Origin of the sequence: Desulfovibrio sp. JC010 (assembly GCF_010470675.1) — a bacterium.
Classification (GTDB): domain Bacteria; phylum Desulfobacterota; class Desulfovibrionia; order Desulfovibrionales; family Desulfovibrionaceae; genus Maridesulfovibrio.
The window spans coordinates 124,956-146,640 of record NZ_VOIQ01000011.1 but is presented as its reverse complement, the minus strand read 5'-3'; the positions used below and the strand labels follow the sequence as shown (position 1 = coordinate 146,640).

23 protein-coding genes are annotated in these 21,685 nt (G+C 51.9%); 19 read left to right on the top strand and 4 right to left on the bottom strand.

Translation table 11 applies throughout. The features are described 5' to 3' along the window. Position 1 precedes the first annotated feature (1 nt). The 19 genes from FMR86_RS13830 (at position 2) to FMR86_RS13740 (ending at position 14,077) form a co-directional block, all read left to right on the top strand. A complete protein-coding gene (locus tag FMR86_RS13830; protein WP_163351991.1) occupies positions 2-460 on the top strand; it encodes a phage virion morphogenesis protein in 459 nt (152 codons plus the stop codon). Further along, positions 453-1,016, top strand: coding sequence for a hypothetical protein (locus FMR86_RS13825; protein ID WP_163351990.1), 564 nt, complete (start codon positions 453-455; stop codon positions 1,014-1,016). The genes FMR86_RS13830 and FMR86_RS13825 overlap by 8 nt, the downstream gene beginning before the upstream one ends. After that, the gene (locus FMR86_RS13820) at positions 1,003-1,815 is read left to right on the top strand and encodes a phage baseplate assembly protein V (protein ID WP_163351989.1); all 813 of its coding nucleotides are present in this window, start codon (positions 1,003-1,005) and stop codon (positions 1,813-1,815) included. Before FMR86_RS13825 ends, FMR86_RS13820 begins: the two co-directional genes overlap by 14 nt. After that, on the top strand, positions 1,805-1,993 hold the full coding sequence (locus FMR86_RS13815) for a hypothetical protein (protein ID WP_163351988.1): 189 nt from the start codon (positions 1,805-1,807) through the stop codon (positions 1,991-1,993). Before FMR86_RS13820 ends, FMR86_RS13815 begins: the two co-directional genes overlap by 11 nt. A 2-nt stretch (positions 1,994-1,995) precedes the next feature. After that, positions 1,996-2,331: a GPW/gp25 family protein gene (locus FMR86_RS13810; protein WP_163351987.1), complete on the top strand. Its 336-nt coding sequence runs from the start codon at positions 1,996-1,998 to the stop codon at positions 2,329-2,331. Further along, entirely contained in the window at positions 2,328-3,224 is an 897-nt protein-coding gene (locus FMR86_RS13805) for a baseplate J/gp47 family protein (protein WP_163351986.1), read from the top strand. The genes FMR86_RS13810 and FMR86_RS13805 overlap by 4 nt, the downstream gene beginning before the upstream one ends. After that, a complete protein-coding gene (locus FMR86_RS13800; protein WP_163351985.1) occupies positions 3,221-3,904 on the top strand; it encodes a phage tail protein I in 684 nt (227 codons plus the stop codon). Before FMR86_RS13805 ends, FMR86_RS13800 begins: the two co-directional genes overlap by 4 nt. After that, positions 3,901-6,432 carry a WD40 repeat domain-containing protein gene (locus FMR86_RS13795; protein ID WP_163351984.1) on the top strand — a complete coding sequence of 844 codons (2,532 nt, stop codon included), beginning with the start codon at positions 3,901-3,903 and terminating at the stop codon, positions 6,430-6,432. Before FMR86_RS13800 ends, FMR86_RS13795 begins: the two co-directional genes overlap by 4 nt. A 4-nt stretch (positions 6,433-6,436) precedes the next feature. Beyond that, the gene (locus FMR86_RS13790; RefSeq protein WP_163351983.1) at positions 6,437-6,715 is read left to right on the top strand and encodes a hypothetical protein; all 279 of its coding nucleotides are present in this window, start codon (positions 6,437-6,439) and stop codon (positions 6,713-6,715) included. A 2-nt stretch (positions 6,716-6,717) separates the two neighbouring features. Then, positions 6,718-7,905 carry a phage tail sheath subtilisin-like domain-containing protein gene (locus FMR86_RS13785; RefSeq protein ID WP_163351982.1) on the top strand — a complete coding sequence of 396 codons (1,188 nt, stop codon included), beginning with the start codon at positions 6,718-6,720 and terminating at the stop codon, positions 7,903-7,905. Positions 7,906-7,914: 9 nt separating this feature from the next. Next, on the top strand, positions 7,915-8,430 hold the full coding sequence (locus tag FMR86_RS13780; RefSeq protein WP_163351981.1) for a phage major tail tube protein: 516 nt from the start codon (positions 7,915-7,917) through the stop codon (positions 8,428-8,430). Between the two features lie 21 nt (positions 8,431-8,451). Next, the gene (locus FMR86_RS13775) at positions 8,452-8,820 is read left to right on the top strand and encodes a phage tail assembly protein (RefSeq protein ID WP_163351980.1); all 369 of its coding nucleotides are present in this window, start codon (positions 8,452-8,454) and stop codon (positions 8,818-8,820) included. A gap of 73 nt (positions 8,821-8,893) precedes the next feature. Continuing rightward, on the top strand, positions 8,894-11,020 hold the full coding sequence (locus FMR86_RS13770; RefSeq protein WP_163351979.1) for a hypothetical protein: 2,127 nt from the start codon (positions 8,894-8,896) through the stop codon (positions 11,018-11,020). Further along, positions 11,010-11,426, top strand: a complete 417-nt coding sequence (locus FMR86_RS13765; RefSeq protein ID WP_163351978.1) for a phage tail protein — start codon at positions 11,010-11,012, stop codon at positions 11,424-11,426. Before FMR86_RS13770 ends, FMR86_RS13765 begins: the two co-directional genes overlap by 11 nt. After that, positions 11,423-11,632, top strand: coding sequence for a tail protein X (locus tag FMR86_RS13760; protein WP_163351977.1), 210 nt, complete (start codon positions 11,423-11,425; stop codon positions 11,630-11,632). Before FMR86_RS13765 ends, FMR86_RS13760 begins: the two co-directional genes overlap by 4 nt. A gap of 2 nt (positions 11,633-11,634) precedes the next feature. Further along, positions 11,635-12,621 carry a contractile injection system protein, VgrG/Pvc8 family gene (locus FMR86_RS13755; RefSeq protein WP_163351976.1) on the top strand — a complete coding sequence of 329 codons (987 nt, stop codon included), beginning with the start codon at positions 11,635-11,637 and terminating at the stop codon, positions 12,619-12,621. Continuing rightward, complete coding sequence (locus FMR86_RS13750) at positions 12,621-12,920, top strand: hypothetical protein (RefSeq protein WP_163351975.1); 300 nt, start codon at positions 12,621-12,623, stop codon at positions 12,918-12,920. Before FMR86_RS13755 ends, FMR86_RS13750 begins: the two co-directional genes overlap by 1 nt. 274 nt (positions 12,921-13,194) lie before the next feature. Next, on the top strand, positions 13,195-13,407 hold the full coding sequence (locus FMR86_RS13745; RefSeq protein WP_163352046.1) for a Com family DNA-binding transcriptional regulator: 213 nt from the start codon (positions 13,195-13,197) through the stop codon (positions 13,405-13,407). Beyond that, positions 13,352-14,077 (top strand): hypothetical protein, encoded by a 726-nt coding sequence (locus tag FMR86_RS13740; protein WP_203544897.1) that lies wholly within the window; start codon positions 13,352-13,354, stop codon positions 14,075-14,077. Before FMR86_RS13745 ends, FMR86_RS13740 begins: the two co-directional genes overlap by 56 nt. A gap of 333 nt (positions 14,078-14,410) precedes the next feature. On the opposite strand, the gene FMR86_RS13735 is transcribed toward FMR86_RS13740, so the two are convergent. The 4 genes from FMR86_RS13735 to FMR86_RS13720 all read right to left on the bottom strand — a co-directional run bounded on the left by FMR86_RS13735 (position 14,411) and on the right by FMR86_RS13720 (position 21,639). Beyond that, positions 14,411-17,038, bottom strand: a complete 2,628-nt coding sequence (locus FMR86_RS13735) for a glycosyltransferase family 39 protein (protein ID WP_163351974.1) — start codon at positions 17,036-17,038, stop codon at positions 14,411-14,413. A gap of 109 nt (positions 17,039-17,147) precedes the next feature. Further along, a complete protein-coding gene (locus FMR86_RS13730) occupies positions 17,148-18,410 on the bottom strand; it encodes an ABC transporter substrate-binding protein (protein WP_163351973.1) in 1,263 nt (420 codons plus the stop codon). Beyond that, positions 18,407-20,302, bottom strand: a complete 1,896-nt coding sequence (locus FMR86_RS13725; protein WP_163351972.1) for a DUF3131 domain-containing protein — start codon at positions 20,300-20,302, stop codon at positions 18,407-18,409. Before FMR86_RS13725 ends, FMR86_RS13730 begins: the two co-directional genes overlap by 4 nt. After that, positions 20,302-21,639 (bottom strand): DUF3131 domain-containing protein, encoded by a 1,338-nt coding sequence (locus tag FMR86_RS13720; RefSeq protein ID WP_163351971.1) that lies wholly within the window; start codon positions 21,637-21,639, stop codon positions 20,302-20,304. The genes FMR86_RS13725 and FMR86_RS13720 overlap by 1 nt, the downstream gene beginning before the upstream one ends. Positions 21,640-21,685 lie beyond the last annotated feature (46 nt).

Here is a 21,685-nt window from a genome sequence, read left to right as displayed (position 1 = left end):
AATGTCTGTTCAGATTGAAGTTGACCTCACAGCCTGCAAACAGCTGGCAGAAGTCATGAATCAGCTTGCGGAGCATCCGCTTTCTCATGATGCGCTGGACACCATCGGGTCGCAGCTTGAATCTGGAGCACGGCGTAGAATCCAGACCGAGAAGGAAAGCCCGGAAGGTGACGCATGGGAGCCATGGGCCGAGAGCTACGCCAAGACACGCGGTGATGAACATTCCCTGCTGGTCTCCGGTGGTTTCATGCAGGATTTGCTTGACCACTTCGTTGATGATGATTCAGCCGTTGCCGGGTCAAATCAGGTGCAGGCAGCTATCCACCAGTTCGGCGGGGAAACCGGGCGTGGACATAAGACCATTATCACCGCCCGGCCCTACTTAGGAATTTCCGAAACAGATGAACGCTATATAGCAGATGCCATCATGGCAGACCTTGAGGGGGCTTTTGATGCCTAACAGTGCATTGGATGGAATGAAAGCAGTTTTTAAGGAGCATTTCCCGGATTGCAAAACTGTGAAGAAATACACCGGACGGTTTACTGCCAAGGATATTTTCACAGTATCTACACGCAACCCGGCAATACTGATTTCCAGCTTGGGCATTATTCAACGTCCCCCTTACAGCGGAGGTCGTCTTGGGATAATGCGCGTAGCGGCATTTGTGCTGGTGACTCCGAGCAGGGACGAAAGCAAGCATAGGGTTGATCCGGGTGACATCGCTTTAAATCTGGTCGGACGCATCATGCTGATGCTGGACGATGAGTGGAAAATGCAAGCACCCGAAAATGTATCTGCCAACAACATGTCCGCATCCTGCAAAGGAACTAATGCCTGCTTGTGGGCCGTGAGCTGGGAACAGTCTATTGAGTTGCAGGACGATAATCCGCTTGTCGAGGAATACGAAGGCGTCACCCTCCGCCCCATCATGCTCGGCCAAGCCCCCAACATCGGCGCGGATCACGAAGACGACTACGTCGAAATAGTCAGCGCAGGGGAAAATGATGCATCGTAATTTGGATAAAACCGTAGCCGATCTTATACGCCGCTTTGAGAATGTCCTGCGCATCGGCAAGATTTGCGAGGCTGATTATGAAAAGGCCTGTGTCCGGGTTAAATCCGGCGATGTGGTCACTGATTGGTTGCCGTGGATCACCCAGCGCGCCGGGAAGGACATCAGCTGGTGGCCGCCCACGATTGGAGAACAGGTCATGATTCTGTCTCCCGGCGGGGATCTCGCACAGGGCGTGGTTCTCCCCGCAATATTTCAGACCGCCGCCCCGGCCTGCGGCAATCGTTCAACGCTGCACCGCCATACATATCAAGACGGCGCGGTAATCGAATACGATGAAGAGGCTCATTTTCTTCATGCCTATGTCCCCGGTTCCTCACTGCTGGAATGCGATAACGACATCAAAGCGGTAGCCGGTGACAACATTATCGCCGTAGCCGGTGACGATATTAAGGCCACTGCGCTTGAGGGCAACATCGATGTCACCGCCAACAAAGGCAACGTCGACATGACCGCAACTGAAGGCCAGATTACAGGCCGCGCCAAAGGCGAGATTGCTTTTGAAAGTGAAACCGGGGTTAGGATGTCCGGCCCCTATCTGGACTTGGACGGAGTTATCAGAAACGGCCTCGGTCAGCATGGCGGTGGTGGTGAGATCAGAGGTCAGATTGATCATCGTGACGGTGATCTGATCCAGCACAACTGCGACACTATTTCTATGGGCGTATCCAATGCGCATCACACCCACCCCGAAAACGGGGATGTAACCAGCGAACCCAACGGAGGAAATGATGGAAACTAAAAAATATAACGTACTCGTGCGTTTTCGCATTCACGGCAAAGGTTGGCAGGAAGCCGGATCAACTGTGGAAATGACCGAAGTGGAAGCACGTTACCTGCTTTTGGAAGGTAAGGTGGAAGTGAAAAAGGAAACTTCCACTAAGACTTCCAAAAAAGCCAAAGCTGAGACCGAGGGCTAATCATGCAGGGCGTGTGTGCGACTACGGGCAAACCGCTGGCCGGTTATGCCCATCTTCATCAATCCATTCAGGACATCCTGACTACTCCCATTAATACGCGCGTGATGCGCCGGGAGTATGGCAGCGATGTTCCTGATTTGATTGACGCGCCCATGAACGCCGACACCCTCATTGATGTGTTTGCCGCTGTGGCCGTGGCTCTGGACCGCTGGGAACCTCGTTTCAGGTTGGAGCAGGTTTTCGTGACCAGTGCGGAGCCGGGCCATTGGGAATTGGCTGTGGAAGGTGAATATCTGCCGGATGGTGAGACCATTAAGCTTGAGAGGATAGTGCTGTGAGTATCGCTGCCGGATTCAGCCGCATTGACCTTGCCAAGCTTCCAGCTCCGCAGGTTGTTGAAGAGCTGGACTTTGAAACCATCTTTCAGCGCAAGCTTGCAAAGTTCAAAAAGGATTACCCTGAGTATTCCTCAATTGTTGAATCCGATCCTATTTATAAGATTCTGGAGGAAGCAGCTTATGATGAAATGAATCTCCGGCAGGAATTCAATGATAGAGCAAAGTCTTTAATGTTGGCCTATGCTTTCGGTCCTAATCTGGACCATCTTGCCGCACTGGTTCCCATTGAACGCAAGCTGCTTGATCCGGGTGATCCTAATGCCGAGCCTCCTATAGCACCCACTTATGAAGGTAATGATGATTTCAAAGCACGCACCCAACTTGCGCCGGAAGGATTCTCCGTGGCCGGGCCGGGTGAGGGCTACAGATTTCACGCATTAAAAGCTGCCGAAGTAAAGGACGCACGTTCCCGGCGCACGGCTCCGGGCTGCATTGAGCTGGCCGTGCTGGGTCGTAACGGCAACGGCACCCCCTCGGCGGAAACCATCACCGAAGTTGAGAACATATTTTCAGACCGCACAGTTCGTCCGCAGGGTGATCTGTTGACTGTCCGGGCAGCTGAGATTGTTGAGTACGAGATTGATGCCGTCCTGACTGTTGCCAATGGCCCGTCCGATGCTGTGGTTGCGGCTGCCGCTGAGGATGCCGCGCAGAAATACGCTGATAATGCCCACCAGATTGCAGGTCGGGTGACTCTTTCCGGCATCAACGCCGCACTGACTGTTGCGGGTGTGGTTGATGTCCAGATGCCGAAGCCGGTTGAAAGTCTGGCCTGTAAAGAATGGCAAGCTCCGTATTGTACTGCAATCAATATTCAGGTGGTGCAGTTATGAGTGAATCTCTGCTCCCCCCTAATGCCAGCCAGCTTGAACGGGCTGCCTCTGATGCTGCCCGAATTGATGACCTTGATCTTACACCGGTTAGCAATCTGTGGAACCCGTGGGAATGCCATATTTCTGTTTTGCCGTATTTGGCTTGGGCCTTGTCCGTGGATGTTTGGGACGAGGATTGGCCGGAAAAAGTAAAGCGCACCGTGGTTGCTGAGAGCATTGGCTTGCACTGGATCAAAGGGACTCCCGGCGCGGTTGAGCAGATGTGTGCGGCCCTTGGTTACGAGGTGGATGTGCTTGAGTGGCCCGAATATGGCGGTGGTCATGACCGCTATAAGCTCCGGGCTTACGGGCGTATGGATGAAGCTGATTACGAAAACATCCTGATAGCTGACCATGTTGCCAAACGGCAAAGTCAAGAGCTTGATGCCATTCAGATTCCTTACACAGAACAGGCAGCCGCAAGTGTAGCCGGGCTACCGCGTATAGGATTCTCCATTACTGGCAGCTTAAGCAGTGATGTTACCTCGGAAGCTGCCCCGGTAGCAGGAGCTGCAATTGTTCGCATGAGCTTTCCGATTACCGGAATGCTGTCACCGACAGATATATCTACATCAATTGAACACATAAACACCGCCGGAATGATCCGGCTAGGATTCAGCATAACAGGAGCTGCGGAATGAGTGATTTCAGAAAAATGCGCTGGCCCAGCAAGGGAGCCGACCTTCTGCTTAAGACGCAGGCTGGTACAAAGTTAGTTTTGAAAAATATTCTGATTGGGGCTGGAACATGGACTGATGAATTTCAGGCCAGCGGTGCTCCTGACGAGCTGGTTGACGTTCGCAGGAAAATTGCCGTTACCAAAGTTGAGCAGGATGGCACCAAAGTAGTTGCCTCTGGATTGGTGACTAACGATGATTTGGAAAACGGATTTCACGTTACCGAGTTGGGTGTTACAGCTGAACATCCTGATTTCGGTGAAGTTCTGTATATGGCCGACTGGGTTCCCCTTGAAAAGGCATCGTACTTTCATGACAAGAGTGGAACTCCGCTGGAGGCCCCAGTCAGTGTTGCGGTCACAGTGTCCCCCAATGCAGAAGTTGGAATTGTAATTGAAGATCGTTTTTACAGCGCATCGTTGCTCGATCTCGATGACCATAACAACGACAAGCACGCCCATCCCAACCTGTTTAAATCCATGGCCGCCCCCCAGCCCACCATGCTGGCTCCGGTCAACGGTGATGACAACGTAGGCGCAACTCCGCTGTTGCGCTGCCTGCCGCACAGCACCATACTCAAGGGGCCGGAACATTACGCCACCACATGGTTGCTGACCGAGGCGGCTGATACAAAATTTGCAACCCCTATCCATGACAGCGGACCGTTGACTACAGCTCTGACTGAATATGAGCTACCCAGCGGTATTGTTGTCGAGTCCCACCAGTACCGCTCCGCATGTATCCACCATGTCTCCGGCGGGCTGATCAGTGTCCGCGCCGAGGCTACACTCTGGACCACCCGCGCAGAATTCACCTATCCCAAACGGCCCACTATGCTGTTATCCAGTACTACCAATGTATACGAACAGCCCATGCTGTCCATGTCCGCATTTGAGGTTGTGGGCGGTGCTGATACTCATGCAGCTGATCAGTATCAGGTTAAAAACGGTGATGGCGTGGTTATTTGGACCTCACCGGAACTGACCGCAGGCGAACCGTATAAACTGATTGCGGGGCTGCTGAAAACAGGCCGTGATTATACAATTGAGGGTCGTCAGCGCGGCACCGTACTCGGTTGGTCTGAGTGGGCCATCGGTGTTGAAATCCATACCGCACCCGCATTTGTATCCGCAGATGAGGCGGTCTATGTGGGCGACACATGGCTGGAGTACATGCAGGCCAGCGCAGCCGGGGTTGCGCTGGATACCGGAGCTGTGCTGCGCAGTAATCCTGTGTTGCAGGATGTGGGCGAGGGGAACTGGATTTCGCATCAGGTGCGAGTTGTTATGCGCCTGATCCAGCTGTGGTCGCTGTTGCCTGACACTTCCAATGCGAAATTGGTGATTGCAGGTAATCCCGGTATCAGCGCAGGGGATAAACTGTTGTTGGATAGCGGTATTGTTAACGCGGGCAGTGTGGCATTCAGCGATTTTTCTGGGTTCAAATCATGGGCGTTGCCTGCTGATGATAAAATCCGCTGTGTTGATTACAGCGCCGGAGAATTATGGATTGGTTGCGATAAAAAATTATATCGTTGGAATGGGACTAGCTGGGACCCATTTGTATCCTCCTATGCAGGATCGCGGGAATGGCAGGGTGTTGCTATTCATCCTAATGGTTCTGTCTGGGCTGTGGATATGTATCGGGCCAAGTTGCATCGGAGGTTGCCGGGTGAAACTGAGTTTACCCCGGTATATACGCATGCTGGATATAACGCAGGCCCCAGAGCCGTGGCGATTATCAATTCAGATACCGTGGGAGTGCTGATCTATAGCGGGGGAGTGCGTACGCATGATGCAAAAACAGGAGCACTGGTAACCGAAGTCCTTGATGGAGGTCCCGGAGTGAGTTTGACTCAAGCATTGGCCGTTGGTCCTAACGGAGAGCTGGTTATTGGTGGTAATGGTTTCCCTGTGAAACGGTCCATTGATAATGGACGGACATGGCAGGATATCACCGCAGCAATACAGTGCAAATCTCTGGATTATGACGATGATGGAAATTTGTTTATCAGCTGGTATGCTCATCCGAATAGATATCTCAAAATGATCCCGGCAGGATCATCGTCCCCATCTGTTGTGGTGGATAACGTCTATGTTAACGATATATCGTTTTCTGCAGGCGGTAAATTTTATGTCGACGCAACAGCGACTACTCCGATTTTGTATGGTGATACATGCGCGACTGAAATTGATATCACGGCTGCCGCTTTGGATAATCCTCCTGATGCCGCCGCCCCAGTACCCGCCATCGCCGTAGCAACCGGAGCCGAGGACGCGGTATTCACCGCTGACGACTACACCGCCGTCAGCATCGAATCCGCCACTCTCATCACCGATGACGATCCCGTCAACCCCAACGCTGTAGTTATCGACACAGCCGAAACGGTCGAGGCCACCTCGTTCCGCAAAATAGCGGTGCAGGTGGAACCGCCTGTGGGAACCCTCACGGCGGCTGATGAGGTTGTTATTAACATGGATAAACAGGGGTAAAAATATGCTCGATATCATCAAAAAAAATATACCGACTATTGCCGGATGGATTTTCGATTACGCCCGTAAACACTCCAGAATGGATGTTGTTTGTGGTGGCAAGGCATACAAAATTGACGTGAGGCTGGTCGACCCTAACATGATCGGCACCCCGACTCATGACGAGTTGGCCGCCGCAGAGACTGCACTGGCAAATGCCCAAACAACTGAGGAAGTACTGGCCGCACAGGGTCAGATGATTAACGTTTTGCGGACTGTAGTTATAGGCCGCAAGGAGGATTAAACATGGCTTTAACTGATTATCTTCACGGATGTGAAGTGCTTGAAATCGACAATGGAGCCAGACCCATCACGGTGGTTAAGTCCTCCGTTATCGGTCTGGTTGGCACCGCACCTGATGCGGACAACGCTGTGTTCCCTGAAAATGAACCGGTGTTGATTGCAGGCAGCCAGCTTAAGGCTGCCAAACTCGGCACCGGCGGCACACTGCCCGATGCCATAGACGGCATATTTGATCATGGCGGAGCTACTATTGTGGTGGTCCGTGTTCCTGAGGGAGCTGATACCGAGGCTACAATTTCCAATATTGTCGGCAGTGGCGCGAATCATTCCGGGGTTCATGCCTTTCTGGCTGCTGAGTCCGAGGTAAAGGTTACACCTCGTATCCTGATTGCCCCCGGCTTCACCTCCCAGCGGATTTCAAACGCAGCCAACCCGGTTGTATCTGAGTTGGTAGGAATATGTGACCGTACACGGGCTGTGACTGTCGCTGACGGTCCCAACACTACCAACGAAGCGGCAATTACATATCGTGAGGATTTTGGCAGTGGACGTGTCTATGTAGTCGATCCTCCGTGCATGGTTTGGGATACAACCCTGAATAAAAACATATGCAAACCCGTCTCTTCACGTGTGGCCGGACGTATCAGCTATACAGATAGCAAGTTGGGTTATTGGTGGTCACCGTCCAACCAGTTGCTGAATGGTGTTACAGGTATTGCCCGGCCTATTCAGTTCAGCATGAACGATGAACACAGTGATTCCAATTACCTGAACTCCCACGAAGTTGCGACAGTCGTTCACCACAAAGGATACCGCCTGTGGGGAGACCGTTCATGCGCGACTGATCCGCTATGGGCGTTCCTGTCCGTCCGCCGTGCTCACGACATGGTTTATGAATCCATTGAAGAAGCCATGCTCTGGGCAATTGACCGCCCGTATTCCTCGCAGCTGCTGCGTGATGTAGCCAAAAGCGTGAATAAGTTCCTGCGTCATCAGACAAATCTGGGTGCGCTGTTGGGTGGCAAGTGCTGGCTGGACCCCGAACTCAACTCACCCGAACAGTTTCGGGCAGGACGTAGCTGGTATGATTTCGACTGCGAAGCTCCCGCGCCTAACGAACGTATGACTTTCAGGGCGCATCGTAACGGCAACTATTACAACGAAATGGTAACGCAGGCCATTGCCGCATAAGGAGGAAACATGCATCGCGATTTACCCAAGGTACTTAAAAATTTTACGGCATTTGTTGATGGGAATGCCTATCTGGGGAAAGTTACCGAGCTTGAGCCGCCGAAGCTCAAGCTGAAGATGAACGGACACCGTGCTGGCAGCATGGATGCCGAGATTAAAATTGATATGGGTATGGAACCTCTGGAAGCAACAGCAACGTTTGCTGAGTATACCCCTGACCTGTTCAAGAAGTTCGGCATACTCAGTGGTGATGACGTCATGGTGACCTTCCGTGGTGCTGTCCGCCGGAATGGAGCTGAGGCAGAAGCGGTCATCATAGACATTCTCGGCACATTCGAAGAGATGGACCCCGGATCATGGAAAGCTGGCGATGATTCCAGTCTGAAAGTAAAAATAGCCATCAACTATTATCAGCTGGAAATTGCCGGAGAAGAACTCATCGAAATTGATGTCCCCAACTCTATCCGCAAGATTGACGGTGTGGATCAGCTGGAAAGTGTCCGTACCGCGCTGGGCATTAAATAACCATTTAAATGAGGCGTTAAAATGAACAATAAAGAAGAAAAAGAACAGAAGGAAACCCAAAAAGGAAAAGTCCTTCCCCCTGAGATCCGCACCATCAAGCTGGCTTATCCTGTCACAATTGAAGGTGTGACCACGGATACCGTGACCATGCGGCTGACCAAGATTAAAGATGTTCTGGAAATGGAAAAAGCAAGCGGATCACCGCTGCTGAAAGAAGTGAACCTCATAGCGAAGCTGTGCGGTGTACCGTCATCTTTTATCGAAGAACTCAAAGAGCACGATTACGAGCAGTTGCAGAAGGTTCTGAACGGAGAAGAGGTAGAGAATGCCCCTTTATCCGATCCGCAGGAGACCTCCGAGTCTGGTGCGCCCGAACAGCCCGCGACTTAGGGCAACCCCTCTCTGAAATATTGGATATGACCATCCCTGAATTAATTGAATGGACTGAGGTAGCAAAGCAGTTATGAAAGAAATGGTAGCCGGAATTCGCGTTACAGCGCGGACAGATAGCAAGCTGACAAGAGCACTGAATGATACCGAGCGCGGGCTTGAGGATGTGGGTAAGACCGCAACCCGGCAGGCCCGTGTCATCACCCGTGCTTCCGAGCGTGAACAACGCGCTACTACTAAAACCAGCCGCGCAACCTCAGTCCTTTCCCGCACGTTTGACCGTGCTGGGCAGTCTGCCCGGCGTTATGGCCAGAAGCTGAAGGCCAATCTTAAGCAGCTCCGTGCAACGGAGAAACTGACGGCTGCCACCGGGCGCGGTCTTGATGCTCTGGATAACCGCTACACGGCAATGGTATCCGGTCTCGGTTTGGGGGTAGCTGGTAAGCAAGTAGGTGATTTGCAGGAGCGCATGGTGCGTTTGAAAAATGCTGCCGGTGCAACTGATGACCAGATGGATAAGTTGAAATCAACTATCTACGCTGTAGCCAAAAACAAGGACATTCGTATCAGGCCAGACGAGCTTCTTGGGGCAGTAGAAGAATACGTTGCCAAAACAGGCGACTTTGAAAGTGCGTTTAAAAATGTACGTGCTTTAGCTTTAGGTATTCAGGCTTACGGCTCTTCTGGCCTTGAGATTGGCTCCTTGTCTGCTTCCAGTGGTAAAAGCTTCGGCATTGAGAATATAAGTGAAATTTTAGCTCTTATCTCTTCTCAGGGTGATGTCGGCGCAGTTGAGGCAAAAGACATGGTTACCTACTTGCCGGAAGTAAGTGGTGCCTATGCTGAAACCCTGAATAGAAAAGGGATGGAAGGTTTAAGGGAAGTGGGAGCGCTATTACAGGGGCTTCACGGGGTTACCAACAATGTGTCTGCTTCTTCTACAGCGGTTCAGGCTTTCCTGCGGGAATATAGCGGGCGCGGTGATCAGATACGCGAAAAATTTGGAGTCGAAGCCACTGGCGATGATGGACGTAAAAAGGCTGTCCATCAGATTGTTAATGAGATTCTTGCTGCTGTAGATGGTGACATAGATAGAATAACCAAAAGCGGGGTTTTCACAGGAGACTCCAGTAAGCTTTTTCTCGCCTTCAAGTCGGAAGAAAATAAAAAGACTCACGATAAAGCTATATCGGTCAGCTCAGATGAAAAAGTTCTGATTGAGAAGTCACGAAACATGGCTAAAACGTTTAATGCTGGCCTGACTTACATGGGTACAATCTGGGAACAATTTGTGGATAACAAATTGTCCGGGATTGTCGGTTGGGCTGGTGACTATCTGAGCAATTTTTCCACTAAAGCCGTTGAGAACACCTTAGGCGTTTTGTCGACTGCCGCCATCGGAGTGGGCGGTCTCCTTGCTGGTCGTAAAGTATGGGGTGGGATCAAAGCTACACGTGATTTTTTCGGCAAGGGCAAAAATGCTTCTGTTGCAAGCACAATTTCCGAAGGTGTCACCGCTGCCTCCAGCGGGATCACGCCCGTCAAAGTCACCAACTGGCCCGGCGATACTTCACTCCGCGGTGCTGATCTGGGTGACGGCAAGAACCGTAAATCCGGCAAAGGCCGTACAGTTCGGGCAGCGCGTACCGCTTCCAAGTCCGGTAGATTCTCACGGATAACCGACAAGGCTGGAGCATTTTTCAGTAAATTCAGTAATAGTAAAATTTTTAGGACGCTTGGCAAAGCAGCCGCCCCCGTTGGCGTTACTCTGAATGCGTTGGACCTCGTTGGCGCGGTCAGCTCCGGTGATTCCAGCCAGATTGGCGGGAGTCTGGGAGGCATGGCCGGTTCCGCAGGCGGAGCCATGGCCGGGGCGGCTCTTGGCTCTGTTGTTCCTGTTGTTGGTACAGCTCTCGGTGGAATTCTCGGCGCGGTCCTCGGCTCATACGCCGGGGAGTTTGCCGGAAGCGAGGCAGCGGAGCTGGTCACCCATACCGAGACAAATAACATTGATAATACCACACGCACAGATTCCACCCAGCAGATAGTTAAAGAGGTCCATCAGCATCAGGGCGACACTGTAAACCACTTCCATATCACCCAGCAGCCCGGTGAATCAGCCGAGGCTCTGGCCCGCAAGGTCATGGCGATGATTGAACGCAAACAGCGGAATAACGGAGCACTGCACGATGGCGTCTAGTAGAGTAATGATGAAGCTGGGAGACTACTATAAATTTTCCATTGATACTGCCGCCTATCAGGAGCTGACTCGTACTACATCATATAGATGGGCAAAGCAGGAGCGCATTGGCAGGTTGCCTGCCCGTCAGTATGTCGGGCCGGGCGATGATGTCATTGAAATGTCCGGCCTGATATTTCCACAATTCCGTTCCGGCCTTGAGCAGCTCAACAAGATGAGAGCTGAAGCAGGTAAAGGCAAACCGCTGGTGTTGGTTGATGGTCGGGGTAAAGTGTGGGGCAAGTACTGCATTGAAGAGGTCAGCGAGAAGCAAGGCCCGGAGTTTTTCAAAGGCGGCGCACCCAAGCGGCAGGAATTTGGATTGAAGCTGGGCATCTACGGCGAAGATAAGAAGGGTAAAAAATGAGCACTACATACATGACCATAGACGGCGATATGCTGGATGAACTGTGCTATCGCCAATACGGGCGTGAAGGTGCCGTCACTGCCGTGCTGGAGGCCAATCCCGGATTAGCCGCTAAAGGTACTAAGTTTGAAGCTGGCGTGGTTATCATCTTCCCTGATCTGGACGAAACTGCCGAGCAGGCCGCAACCATCAAGCTGTGGGATTAGCCATGACACCCAAGTTTAAAATTTTAGCTGACAGCGTAGATGTCACTGCCAAGATTGCCGACAGCCTGAAACGTTTGGTCGTGACCGATAAGGCCGGGCAGGATTCTGATGCAGTTGAGATTGAGCTGGATAACCGCGATGGAGCTATCGCCATTCCGCGCACCGGGGCCGAGCTGGAAGTGTTCATGGGCTATGCAGAAACGGGCCTAACCCGCATGGGGCTATTTACAGCCGGGGATATTACTGTGTCAGGCCCTCCTGATACTCTGACCATTCAGGCTCATGCCGCTAATATGCGTATTTCCCTCAAAGCTCCGAAAACCAAGAGCTGGGATCAAAAAACTATTTCCGACATCGTTAAAACTATCGCCGCAGACCATGATTTAACCCCGGTTGTTGCCCCCGCGCTCGGCGGGATCGCGCTGCAACATATTGATCAGACTGAGGAGTCAGACCTCCATTTTTTGACCCGCGTGGCTGCGGATCACGATGCCGTTGCAAAGCCGGTTGAGTCTAAATTGCTGTTTGTTCCGCGTGGTGAAGCCAAGTCGGTCAGCGGCAAAAAGCTGCCATCCATAGCCCTCAAGCGTACCGATTTGGAACGCTGGGATATGATCGCCGCCAGCCGAGGTAAATATAAAAGTGTCAAAGCATACTGGCACTCGTTGGACGATGCCGAGCGCATGACCGTAAAGGTCGGCAGCGGCAAGCCCTGTTTTTGTCTAGGAGGCTCCAGCGCAACCCCGGCTGAAGCCCGCGCCAAGGCGCAAGCAAAATTCAACGAACTGCAACGCGGTACCGCTACATTATCACTGACCACAGGCGGCAATCCTACCATTGCCGCAGAATGTGCATTGGCGGTTTCCGGCGTTCCCGGTCTGGAAGGAGATTGGACGATTCAGCGGGTGGAACATTCGTTGGATGATAACGGCTACATTTGCCAGATTGAATGTGAAACACCCACCGGGCAGAGCAAGGGACTGGTTTAATGAATAAGGAAAGACCGCTCTTCATGGCTTTGAAGACAGAGCACTATCTGCCGTTCCGTTCTGGGGAAAAGAAATATGAAATACGTCAGTACGGGAAAAGGTGGAATGAAGATACATGCCGTATTGGACGGCTCGTATCAGTTTCACACGGCTACCAAAAACGGGGCCGTTTAATTCGCGTTGTAACCGACTTTAAGAAAATTTCCGGCTCACAGCTCAACGAAGCAGATAGAATGGCAGTAGAGGCCATTTGGGGAGCCGAGGCACTCAAGAAAGAGTATGTTTTGATCTACTGCTAACGCTATAAAAGCTTTTAATTGCAGTTGGTTAAATATATCTTTGACAGCTAAATAAGTCAAGAAAAAGACTGGCGATTCAGCAAAAAAAGTGCTGAATCGCCGGGGTACGATTTGGAGTAGGTCGGGGGCAGCAACCCCCAACCGGCGCGGTGTTCGAGCACCGCACCACGGCCCACCGTGTTGCACCAACAACACGCCGAGATAACCCGCTACTCCGTTAGCGTGATCACGCGGATAAGGTGGTTATCATTTGGGCAGACGTAAAACAACCATAATGAAAGCTGAAATTAGATGCGGCCAGTGCGACAAGCTGCTGGCAAAAGGACATGCGACTGACATTGAGATTAAATGCCCCCGATGCGGGACATACAACCACATGAGGGCCACGAGCACCAACCAGCAAGCCGGTGAGCTTCCCAGAAGGGACTCAAATGGCAAGAAAACCATTTCATCCACCGGAACCGGGAGAAATTACGCTCCCAACTAGTGAGACCAAGGGTTATATCCACGGTACAAAGGCTGTGGCCGGATTCGGCAACAAGGACTATTATGTAATGAAAATCCCGGTTGCTGAGGCAAGGGATGTCATTATTAAACACCATTACTCACATCGGATTGTGAACAACAGCTACGTGCATCTGGGCGTGTTTATGGACGGTAAACGGGTCGGGGTATTGCAGTTCGGCTATGCTCTAAACCCTCATCGTGCTAACAGCATCGTAGCTGACACGGTGGTCGGCCAATATCTGGAGCTGAACCGGATGTGGCTGTCTGATGAGGCCCCGCGCAACAGCGAGAGCATGGCGATTTCATACGCCATTAAGTATATCAAGGCGGCTATTCCGGGCTGTGCATGGATTCAGTCATTTGCTGATGAACGGTGCGGCGGGCTGGGTGTGGTCTATCAGGCTAGCAACTTTGTGTACTGCGGCTTCCATTACACCACATTCTATGAGCTGGACGGCGAGGCTTATCACCCCATGCTGCTGACAGCCCACAAGAAGATGGGGCAGCGTGGCCGCTATCTGCGGGACAATCTGGACAGGGCTGTGAAGTGTAAGCTAAGACAATTCCGGTACATCTATTTCATCAAAAAGAACTGGCAACCACGCCTCAAGATGAAGACGTTTCCGTACCCTAAACCATCGTTAAATTAAGGATATAAAAATGGCCGGGACAGACCCCACAAAAATAGAGGTTCGCCCCGGCCAAAATTTGGCGAGATTGGTGTTAAAAGCGGGTGGCGCGAGTGTCAAAAACGAATGCCGCGCTACACTGATATTTCAAGCCTGTTCGCGTGAACAGGCTTTTTTTATAGTCTTTTAAAAATGTTAGTTTTTCTACAGGAAATGGAAATGACGCTGGATCATAGACTTCTAGACTCAGCTGAAGCTGAGGGTCGCAGCTCAATTACACATGGATGAAAACCGCATCCGTAGAACACAGACGGTGGCATGCATGAAAAAATGGTCATAAACAGCCCCACCCAACTACTTCATTCCTCCCCATACCACAGATGAATACTCACCCTCTGCCGGGAGCTCGCCGCCAAGGCTGCTGCCTATACTCAGTGACTTGAAGACAGACCGGGACTGGGGATCGCATTTACCGCTCTGTTCTTTGCCATCGATGGTTATTCCGATTCCTCCCGCATTCCACGAAACACTTATTTTGTGCGCTCTCCCTTTTTTCCAATCTTTAATCTCCTGACCTATTACGCAGGACGGATTTCCATTTTCCCAGCGAATAAGTTGCAAAAAGTCCTGCGGAGTTTTTTCCAAATACATGGAACCGCGGTTCCAATCCTGACCGTTAAAAGCGAGTAGAACGCGTTGCTTGCCATCACCTGCAGACCAGTCCGGGATAAAAGTGAAAGAAATTTCCCCGGCCTTAGGGCCAGATGAGTCTGTTTGCGGAGTCACAGCGGTAAAAAACTGGTCACGCCCGGAGACAAAACCTTTTTGGCCATTACCTGCAATCCGTCTCCCGCTCAAATCGAGATCATACCAGTACGTAGGAGTACCCTCTCCTGTTTCATGCAAGCGAGCGGATTGCTCTACACTGAGCGGTGCCTGAAAGATCATCAAGTCATCGTACTGGGCTGCTGCCGGGAATTTATTTTGATGATCCGCGCCCAGATGCAGGGTTCTGAAGTCCGGCTGAAATGGCTTTGGCAAGCCTGCGACAGCGTACTGTTTACCATCAAGATAAATGGACGCTTTTTTGCGCTCCCAGACAATGCTCAACGTATGCCACTGTTTTGAAAGCTTTGTGGGCGGTCCCTGCACCATGCCGCTGTAGCCATCTTTAAAGAAAATAGCCTGCAAGCGGTTATCCGGGGTCAGCTCCAGAAATACCGATCCCTTATCCCACTTCGGGCCTTTGCCCATAAAGAGCATACGCTTGATCTTTTCATCCTTCCACTCAGGCAGGATGCGGAAAGATATAGCACCCTCCCCGGCCCGATTTTTCTGAACGAAACGATACCGCAACCTTGAATCCGGACCGGTCTTGAAAGAATGTTCGCCGGTCTGACTGATGTGCTGTTTTTCAATGATCAAATTGTCTGCCAGCCCGGAGACAATACTCGCCTTGGAAGCTCCGGTTGTGGAACCTTCACCGCCTTTACGCAGATAATCCTGCATGCGTCCAGCATCATATTTTGTAGCCCGGATGGATTGGAAATGGACCAGAATGGGGTTGGTTCGTACCCCTTCCTTGAAATCCTTGTGCTGTTTGATGAGCCGGTCCTCAGCAAGCAGGGCCGGGACCTCCCCGCCGGGATCGGAAAAGAACTCATGAGCCTGCACCAGCCAGATGGTATCGTATTTACCTGTTTCGCCACGCAAATCCACATGGCTGAAAGCCTGAATAATTCTCGGATCGCCGTCGTCGCCGAAATAATAGGTGAACGGCTCATAAATCCACGGCGCGCTGAGTACTACAGCCTCGCCGGGCTTGATCTCTTCCGCAATAAACCCGGCAACCTCGCGCCACTGCTCCTTGTCATAGGTGGTGTAGTAAAGCCAAAGCCCATGGGCCGTGGCAGTCAAAAACAGCCCCACCGCAGCCGAGCGCAAAAACAGAGGCGAAAAACCAGACATAACCATCCCCAGAAACATGCAGAATCCGGGCAGGAATTGAATGGCATAACGTTCCACATAGATGGGTGAAAACACCAGCGAAACAGCAAAAGGCGTGACTACCGCACACAAAAACCAAAGAGACAGGAAAAGAACGGACCGGGGTCCTTGCGGGATTTCCAGCGGCGCACTGAACCGCTCCCGCAAAGCCGGAATCAGCTTCACAATCACAAATCCTAGCACTGCCAGCACTGTAACCGCCAACGGGAGCACTCCGCCCGCCAGCTGGATAAAAGTCCTGTAAGCTGTAATGTGGTCCGGGACCATTACCCACGAACCAGGGCCTTCCCCACCAAGCTTGGCCAACACCTGCTTGAGCAAAAAATACATCCACGGCCCGAACAGGACCAGCGCGCCCACGTTCACCGCAACCCAGTTCACGAATCTCTTGAACCGCTCACCGCGCCTGCCAGCCCAGTCCACAATGTAATAAATCTGGTGGAAAAGGATGATGAATACAGTAAAGGTGTGCGTATAGAGCATCAGGGCTACAGCTGAAGCATAATAAGCAATATTTACTTTATCCTGCCGCTCGATGAATTTTAGCAGACCGTGGCAGCTCATGAGAATGGCACAAAGCAACATGGTATAGCTTCGCGCTTCCTGCGAAAAATTGATGCCCATGTAGGAAACTGCCAAGAACAGTGACCCAAGCAATGCACCGTTACGATTCATCAACCGCAGGCCGACTTTATATGTCAGGTAAACCGCCAGCACCCCGAAAATGGCCGAAATCATACGCAAAGCTGTTTCCGAAATGCCGAAAAGATCAGTCCAGATGCGCATGATGAAAAGGTAAAGCGGAGGGTGAACATCACGGGCGCAATATTCAATTATCCCGGCGAAGCTTTTGGTGGCATAAGCAACGGTCTGCCCTTCGTCGATCCACAAGCTTTCATCTGCAATACCGTAAACACGCAGCACTGTTGCCAGCAGTAAGATGAGCCAAAGTGCGTAATTATTTTTATGTGCCATGTTTGCCTCCGGCAGCCCTGCCGGGGGCCTTAAACCCTTTGAAAAGGGTTTAAGAATCCCAAACTTTTTTACTAGGGCTTCGCCGCTTTGTTTGATGCTTTGCGCTGGTTTACTTTCCCTTCTCGATCTCCAACATTTTTCTCGCAAATCTCAACGTTTCCATATCTGTTTTCAATGCTTCCTTGAGCAGCTCCAGCATTTTGCTGGCGGTGTCATACCAGTTGTCCGGGGATTCGTTCAGTTCCAGTCCTCCGGGATCGCCCTTGCTGCGGTTGTAGAGTGCTCGGGCAGCTTCGGGAGCCATGCCCGGCAGGTTCTCGCCATACTGCTCCGCGGATTTGCGCGCGGGCAGGATGTATTTGTTTTTGAGGCGCATAAAATCAGCTCGTTCGGAGGTCAGGTGGTGGAGCAGTTCAAGCGCCTGCTGCGGATATTTGGTACGTTTGTTAATGGCGTAGCCACGGGTCCAGATATGGTTGACCCTATGCGCTTCAGGCTTGAGCATGGGCAGAAATCCCACAGTCACATGTTCAGGATGCACCGGAAAGCCCACGCTCTTGGAAAGGCTGAGCAGGTACCAGACGTAGTTGCCGTTGATGGACAGACCTGCCCGCCCGGAGCGGAATTCGCCCTCAGCTACAACATGATCGAACTTCTCGTAATCAGGCTGGTTTTCCTGCACCAGAATCTTGAAGGTTTTATAGGTTGCAATATGCGCGGCAAGACGGTCTTCCTCTTCCTGACCATCGAGCACAATCTGCAGCAGGGTGTAATAAAATTTGTAGAGATTCAGCCCCTTGGAAGGAAAAATCAGTCCTTGGATGTTGTGCTTCTTTTTGATGTAACGACTGGCGGAGACCAGCTCTTCCAGAGTCTGGGGCAACCCTGAGGGCGGGAGCAGGTCCTTGCGTCCATAAAGATATTGCACCCCGATGAGCGCAGGCAGGCCGTAAAGCTCTTCCCCGCATTTATAGCCGATAACCGCAGGCTCCAGAAAATCCATTTTTTCCCGACGCGGCAGGCTGTCATACCATTTGCCCATGGGCAGGAGCAGGCCTTCACGGGCAAAAGAGGCCGCCCAGCTGCCGGGCATTTCAATAATATCCGGCTGCTCTGCCTGCGGATCGCGCAGCATGCGCAGTGCTTCTTCGTGAATGGTCCACTCGCTGTATTCAGGAATGAGCTTAACTTTAATTTCCGGGTGGGTTTCCATGAAATCATTAATGGAACCAATATCAGTGCTGTTTTTTTCAAAGACCCGGTTCACGTCCCCGTATACTGTCAGTATAGCTGGATTATCAGGAGTTGGAGATTTGGCACAGCCCGCAAATGTAGTGATAAAAAGCATAAAGATCAGTAAAGAATATCTCATTGATTCCTCCTATACATGGCGGATTCCAAGATTAAACCGTTTGTTTCAAGAGTAATCGCTTTATTGATTTGTCCGGTATCATACTTTCCGGCCATGAATCCTTTTTCAATATCGTGCAGGGGAAAAAGCTCCTGCACAAGTTTGCGGGTGTAGGCATTGTTAAACAGGGCGTCCCAGCAGAATGCTGTTGCCGTGGAAACCCAGAACAACGGCAAGGAGGTATCGGCATAAGGGCTGATGCATTGCCACTCGGATTTGCCTCCACTGGTAATAATAGCACTTTGAGCCACCCACGGGCTGCGGTCAATTCGTCCGGTATCGGCTGCAGTAAGCTTTGCGGTTTTCTTGAAGCGTGCAGCCTGAACTTCGTAAATAGTGCGGATAAGTCTATCCTGCTCACTGCCGGATCGACCCAATTCCATAAGCATCAATGCAAAAGGCGTGGACGATATGGCCGGACCGGATTTATTGAACGGGACATTGATCCCGTAGACATTTTTGAAGCCGAGTTGCGGACGGTAATCACGCGTTTTCCACGCATCAAGATTCCAGAATTTACAGGATTCGGCAGCGTATGAAGGAAGGCCGAATCCCGCTTCCGGCTGAAGCTGTTCCTTGTTCAGATAAACGGACATGCTGAAAATCCCACCGTCCTTGACCAGCCGTTCCGTGCGCATGCGCTGGAAAATTTTATCGCAAATGGGCTTAAATTCCGGGTGCAGATCGGCGGTCTTTTTAAGCCAGAGCAGCAGACGTCCGATGTCCGGACCGTTCCAGCCGATTCCGCTGGAGGTGGGTTTCTGATCCTCCCCGACCATGCGTGCGGAATCCGCGAAATAAAGCTTGTTGGGCAGTTCGTTGTTGTAAAGGTCCATGGAAGACAAGGTCTGAAGCATAAGTCCGGCCCGCTGTTTAAACTCAGCATCAGTGATGATTTCCAGAGCGTGAGCCGCGTTAAGCGCGGCAAGAGAGGTTCCAATCTCCCAGACCGTGGTCACCGCATAAAGATCAAGTCCGTTGTAAAGCCCGGTGGCAGGCTGATAATTGCGCTGAAAATATTTCCATGCAATGCGCGCAGCACGCATGTATTGCTCGCTGACTGCGGGCTTTTTCTGCTGTGTGGATGCAGCGTAAGATGCCGCAGCTGCCGCCCCGCTGTGATCGTGAGGAACCTCTTTCAAATGTGAGGGCAGCACAGAAGTCTGATTAAGCACAGGACGCGGAATAGGTATCGCTCCGAAATTCTGCTCATTGAGTTTCGCGGAACTTTGCGGCTGTCCCCAGACGCCTTCGGAATAAGGAATTACCGTAACCGGAGCTTCAACCCCATCGTCCAGTTCATTCCAGATTTGGTCGGCAGTCATTTCCCGACGCAATCCCGGTGCGGGTCGCTGGTAATGTTTCAGCCCGAACAACTTCCAAGCTGTTGCCAGTCTCCCTGCTTCCGGGGGCAGATTAACTGCCGGACCGGCAAATCCCGGCGACTGCCCTGTTCCCACTGCCGCAGGGCCGGAAGCACCGAGCCGGGCCATTTCAAGCTGCTGATCAAGGGTTGAACGAACCTGCTGCCAACTCATGCCTGCGCGGGCGAAACGGGCTGTTGCCATCCCCCATGATTCATAGGCCCTTGCATTTCCGGCATTTTCCGCCGCACGCGAAGCCATGACAAATACCAACCCACTTACTTCCGGAGAAATACCGCGCAGATTGCGGGCCAAATCATCCAGCAACAAGGCCGAAGGATCATATTTTCCGTTCTTGTAAAGAGCCACTGCCTCGGCGAAAGTGGGGCTGGAAACCAGCTGTCCCACCCCATCAAAAGCCGCATGGCTTATGGACACGACAAAGATCAGCAGAATTACGAAAAGAATTGTACGCAAAGACGTAAGCATCACAGATCCTCCCTTTGCCGCTTCGGCAGGCAACGCGGAAAATCACTCATGGGCAATTCTTTACGCAGATAGAAATCTATATAACTCGGCTCCTTGGCCACCTTCACCAGCGCACCGTCCAAGCGGTGCAGCAAAGCCTCGAGGACCACCGCATTTGTCTCCAGCACCATGACCTTATTGATACGCCAGTTCTTCTCGTAGCGCCCTTCGAACCAGCCGCGTCCTTCCTCAAAAAAACAGCAGGCCGCTGCAGCCATGATGAATTTAGTGTAATCCGTATCCCAGAGGGACCACATGCCGAAGATTGCCCGGGTGGAAAACATGGCCAGATCATAATGCATTTCCCCGCCACGGGAGATGGTCGGCCAGAGCTTACCCTCGGCAGTTATGGTGCCGATGACCGCATATGGCGGCTTGTCGACCCCGTTTTCGCTACGGGCAGTCATGATCCCCTCACGGCGGTAACGCTCTTCCTGAATTTCATAAATTCCACGGGCAATGGCGCAACGTTCGAGGGCATCGTCACCGCTGTGATGTTCTTCAGGCTTGCCCAGATCCGAATAACCGAACTCCATCCCCTCCAGCAAAAACGGTGTGGATGTGAGATAAACCGGGACCCCGGTGGTAATGGAATCACGCGGATCATAGGGAATTTTGCGCCCGTAAATTTCAATATACCTGAGTGGCGAAGGAACAGAAGACTTCACACCAATGCCCCACATTTCATAGCCACGCGCGGCATACCCTTCCCAGCCCAACCGGCCTTCATGGATGAACTCAGTCTTGCCGTTCACAAAACGCCCACTGCGCAAGGTGTCGTTTTTATCGATAACCATACAGAAATTCCAACGCAGCACGGCCCGGTCCACACCCTCGGCAAAGAGCGGATATTTGGTTTTCAGCACCCGCAACCAGATCAGCAGCCGCCCGATATCCATGGACGAGAATCCGGCCTTACCCGGTTTCATGTCAAAGCCGACCATGCGCCCGGTATGCGAATTGTAAATAAGATTAGGCAGCTCCCCGGCGTAAAGCTCCATGGCATTGAGCCACTCCACCAACTTGCCCACCCGCTGGCAGAAACGGCGTTCATCCAGAAGATCCATTTCATGAGCCGAAATAAGTGCGGAAAGGTAAGCAGCAATCTCACCTATGGAGGTGTAGGGATAATTCTCCGCCGCGTTGACCAGCCCGGTCTGGGGATTGTAATTCTTCTCGAAATAGGTCCACGCCACCTCGGCAAAAAGTTGCCCACGATCCGAGAGACGGTGGCAATTGGTCAGCACAATATCGCCACGGTCTTCGAAATCGAAGCCGCATTTGACTGTTTCGTACACTGCTCCGCAGCCGGATAAAAGGCTAAGCAGAATTAGGGTGAGTATG

Coding starts and splice junctions, on each gene's coding strand:
- FMR86_RS13830 (WP_163351991.1), top strand. CDS start 2: ATGTCTGTTCAGATTGAAGTTGACCTCACAGCCTGCAAACAGCTGGCA.
- FMR86_RS13735 (WP_163351974.1), bottom strand. CDS start 17,038: ATGGCACATAAAAATAATTACGCACTTTGGCTCATCTTACTGCTGGCA.
- FMR86_RS13745 (WP_163352046.1), top strand. CDS start 13,195: ATGAAAGCTGAAATTAGATGCGGCCAGTGCGACAAGCTGCTGGCAAAA.
- FMR86_RS13760 (WP_163351977.1), top strand. CDS start 11,423: ATGAGCACTACATACATGACCATAGACGGCGATATGCTGGATGAACTG.
- FMR86_RS13800 (WP_163351985.1), top strand. CDS start 3,221: ATGAGTGAATCTCTGCTCCCCCCTAATGCCAGCCAGCTTGAACGGGCT.
- FMR86_RS13770 (WP_163351979.1), top strand. CDS start 8,894: ATGAAAGAAATGGTAGCCGGAATTCGCGTTACAGCGCGGACAGATAGC.
- FMR86_RS13825 (WP_163351990.1), top strand. CDS start 453: ATGCCTAACAGTGCATTGGATGGAATGAAAGCAGTTTTTAAGGAGCAT.
- FMR86_RS13740 (WP_203544897.1), top strand. CDS start 13,352: ATGGCAAGAAAACCATTTCATCCACCGGAACCGGGAGAAATTACGCTC.
- FMR86_RS13775 (WP_163351980.1), top strand. CDS start 8,452: ATGAACAATAAAGAAGAAAAAGAACAGAAGGAAACCCAAAAAGGAAAA.
- FMR86_RS13795 (WP_163351984.1), top strand. CDS start 3,901: ATGAGTGATTTCAGAAAAATGCGCTGGCCCAGCAAGGGAGCCGACCTT.
- FMR86_RS13785 (WP_163351982.1), top strand. CDS start 6,718: ATGGCTTTAACTGATTATCTTCACGGATGTGAAGTGCTTGAAATCGAC.
- FMR86_RS13820 (WP_163351989.1), top strand. CDS start 1,003: ATGATGCATCGTAATTTGGATAAAACCGTAGCCGATCTTATACGCCGC.
- FMR86_RS13790 (WP_163351983.1), top strand. CDS start 6,437: ATGCTCGATATCATCAAAAAAAATATACCGACTATTGCCGGATGGATT.
- FMR86_RS13755 (WP_163351976.1), top strand. CDS start 11,635: ATGACACCCAAGTTTAAAATTTTAGCTGACAGCGTAGATGTCACTGCC.
- FMR86_RS13810 (WP_163351987.1), top strand. CDS start 1,996: ATGCAGGGCGTGTGTGCGACTACGGGCAAACCGCTGGCCGGTTATGCC.
- FMR86_RS13750 (WP_163351975.1), top strand. CDS start 12,621: ATGAATAAGGAAAGACCGCTCTTCATGGCTTTGAAGACAGAGCACTAT.
- FMR86_RS13765 (WP_163351978.1), top strand. CDS start 11,010: ATGGCGTCTAGTAGAGTAATGATGAAGCTGGGAGACTACTATAAATTT.
- FMR86_RS13780 (WP_163351981.1), top strand. CDS start 7,915: ATGCATCGCGATTTACCCAAGGTACTTAAAAATTTTACGGCATTTGTT.
- FMR86_RS13730 (WP_163351973.1), bottom strand. CDS start 18,410: ATGAGATATTCTTTACTGATCTTTATGCTTTTTATCACTACATTTGCG.
- FMR86_RS13815 (WP_163351988.1), top strand. CDS start 1,805: ATGGAAACTAAAAAATATAACGTACTCGTGCGTTTTCGCATTCACGGC.
- FMR86_RS13725 (WP_163351972.1), bottom strand. CDS start 20,302: ATGCTTACGTCTTTGCGTACAATTCTTTTCGTAATTCTGCTGATCTTT.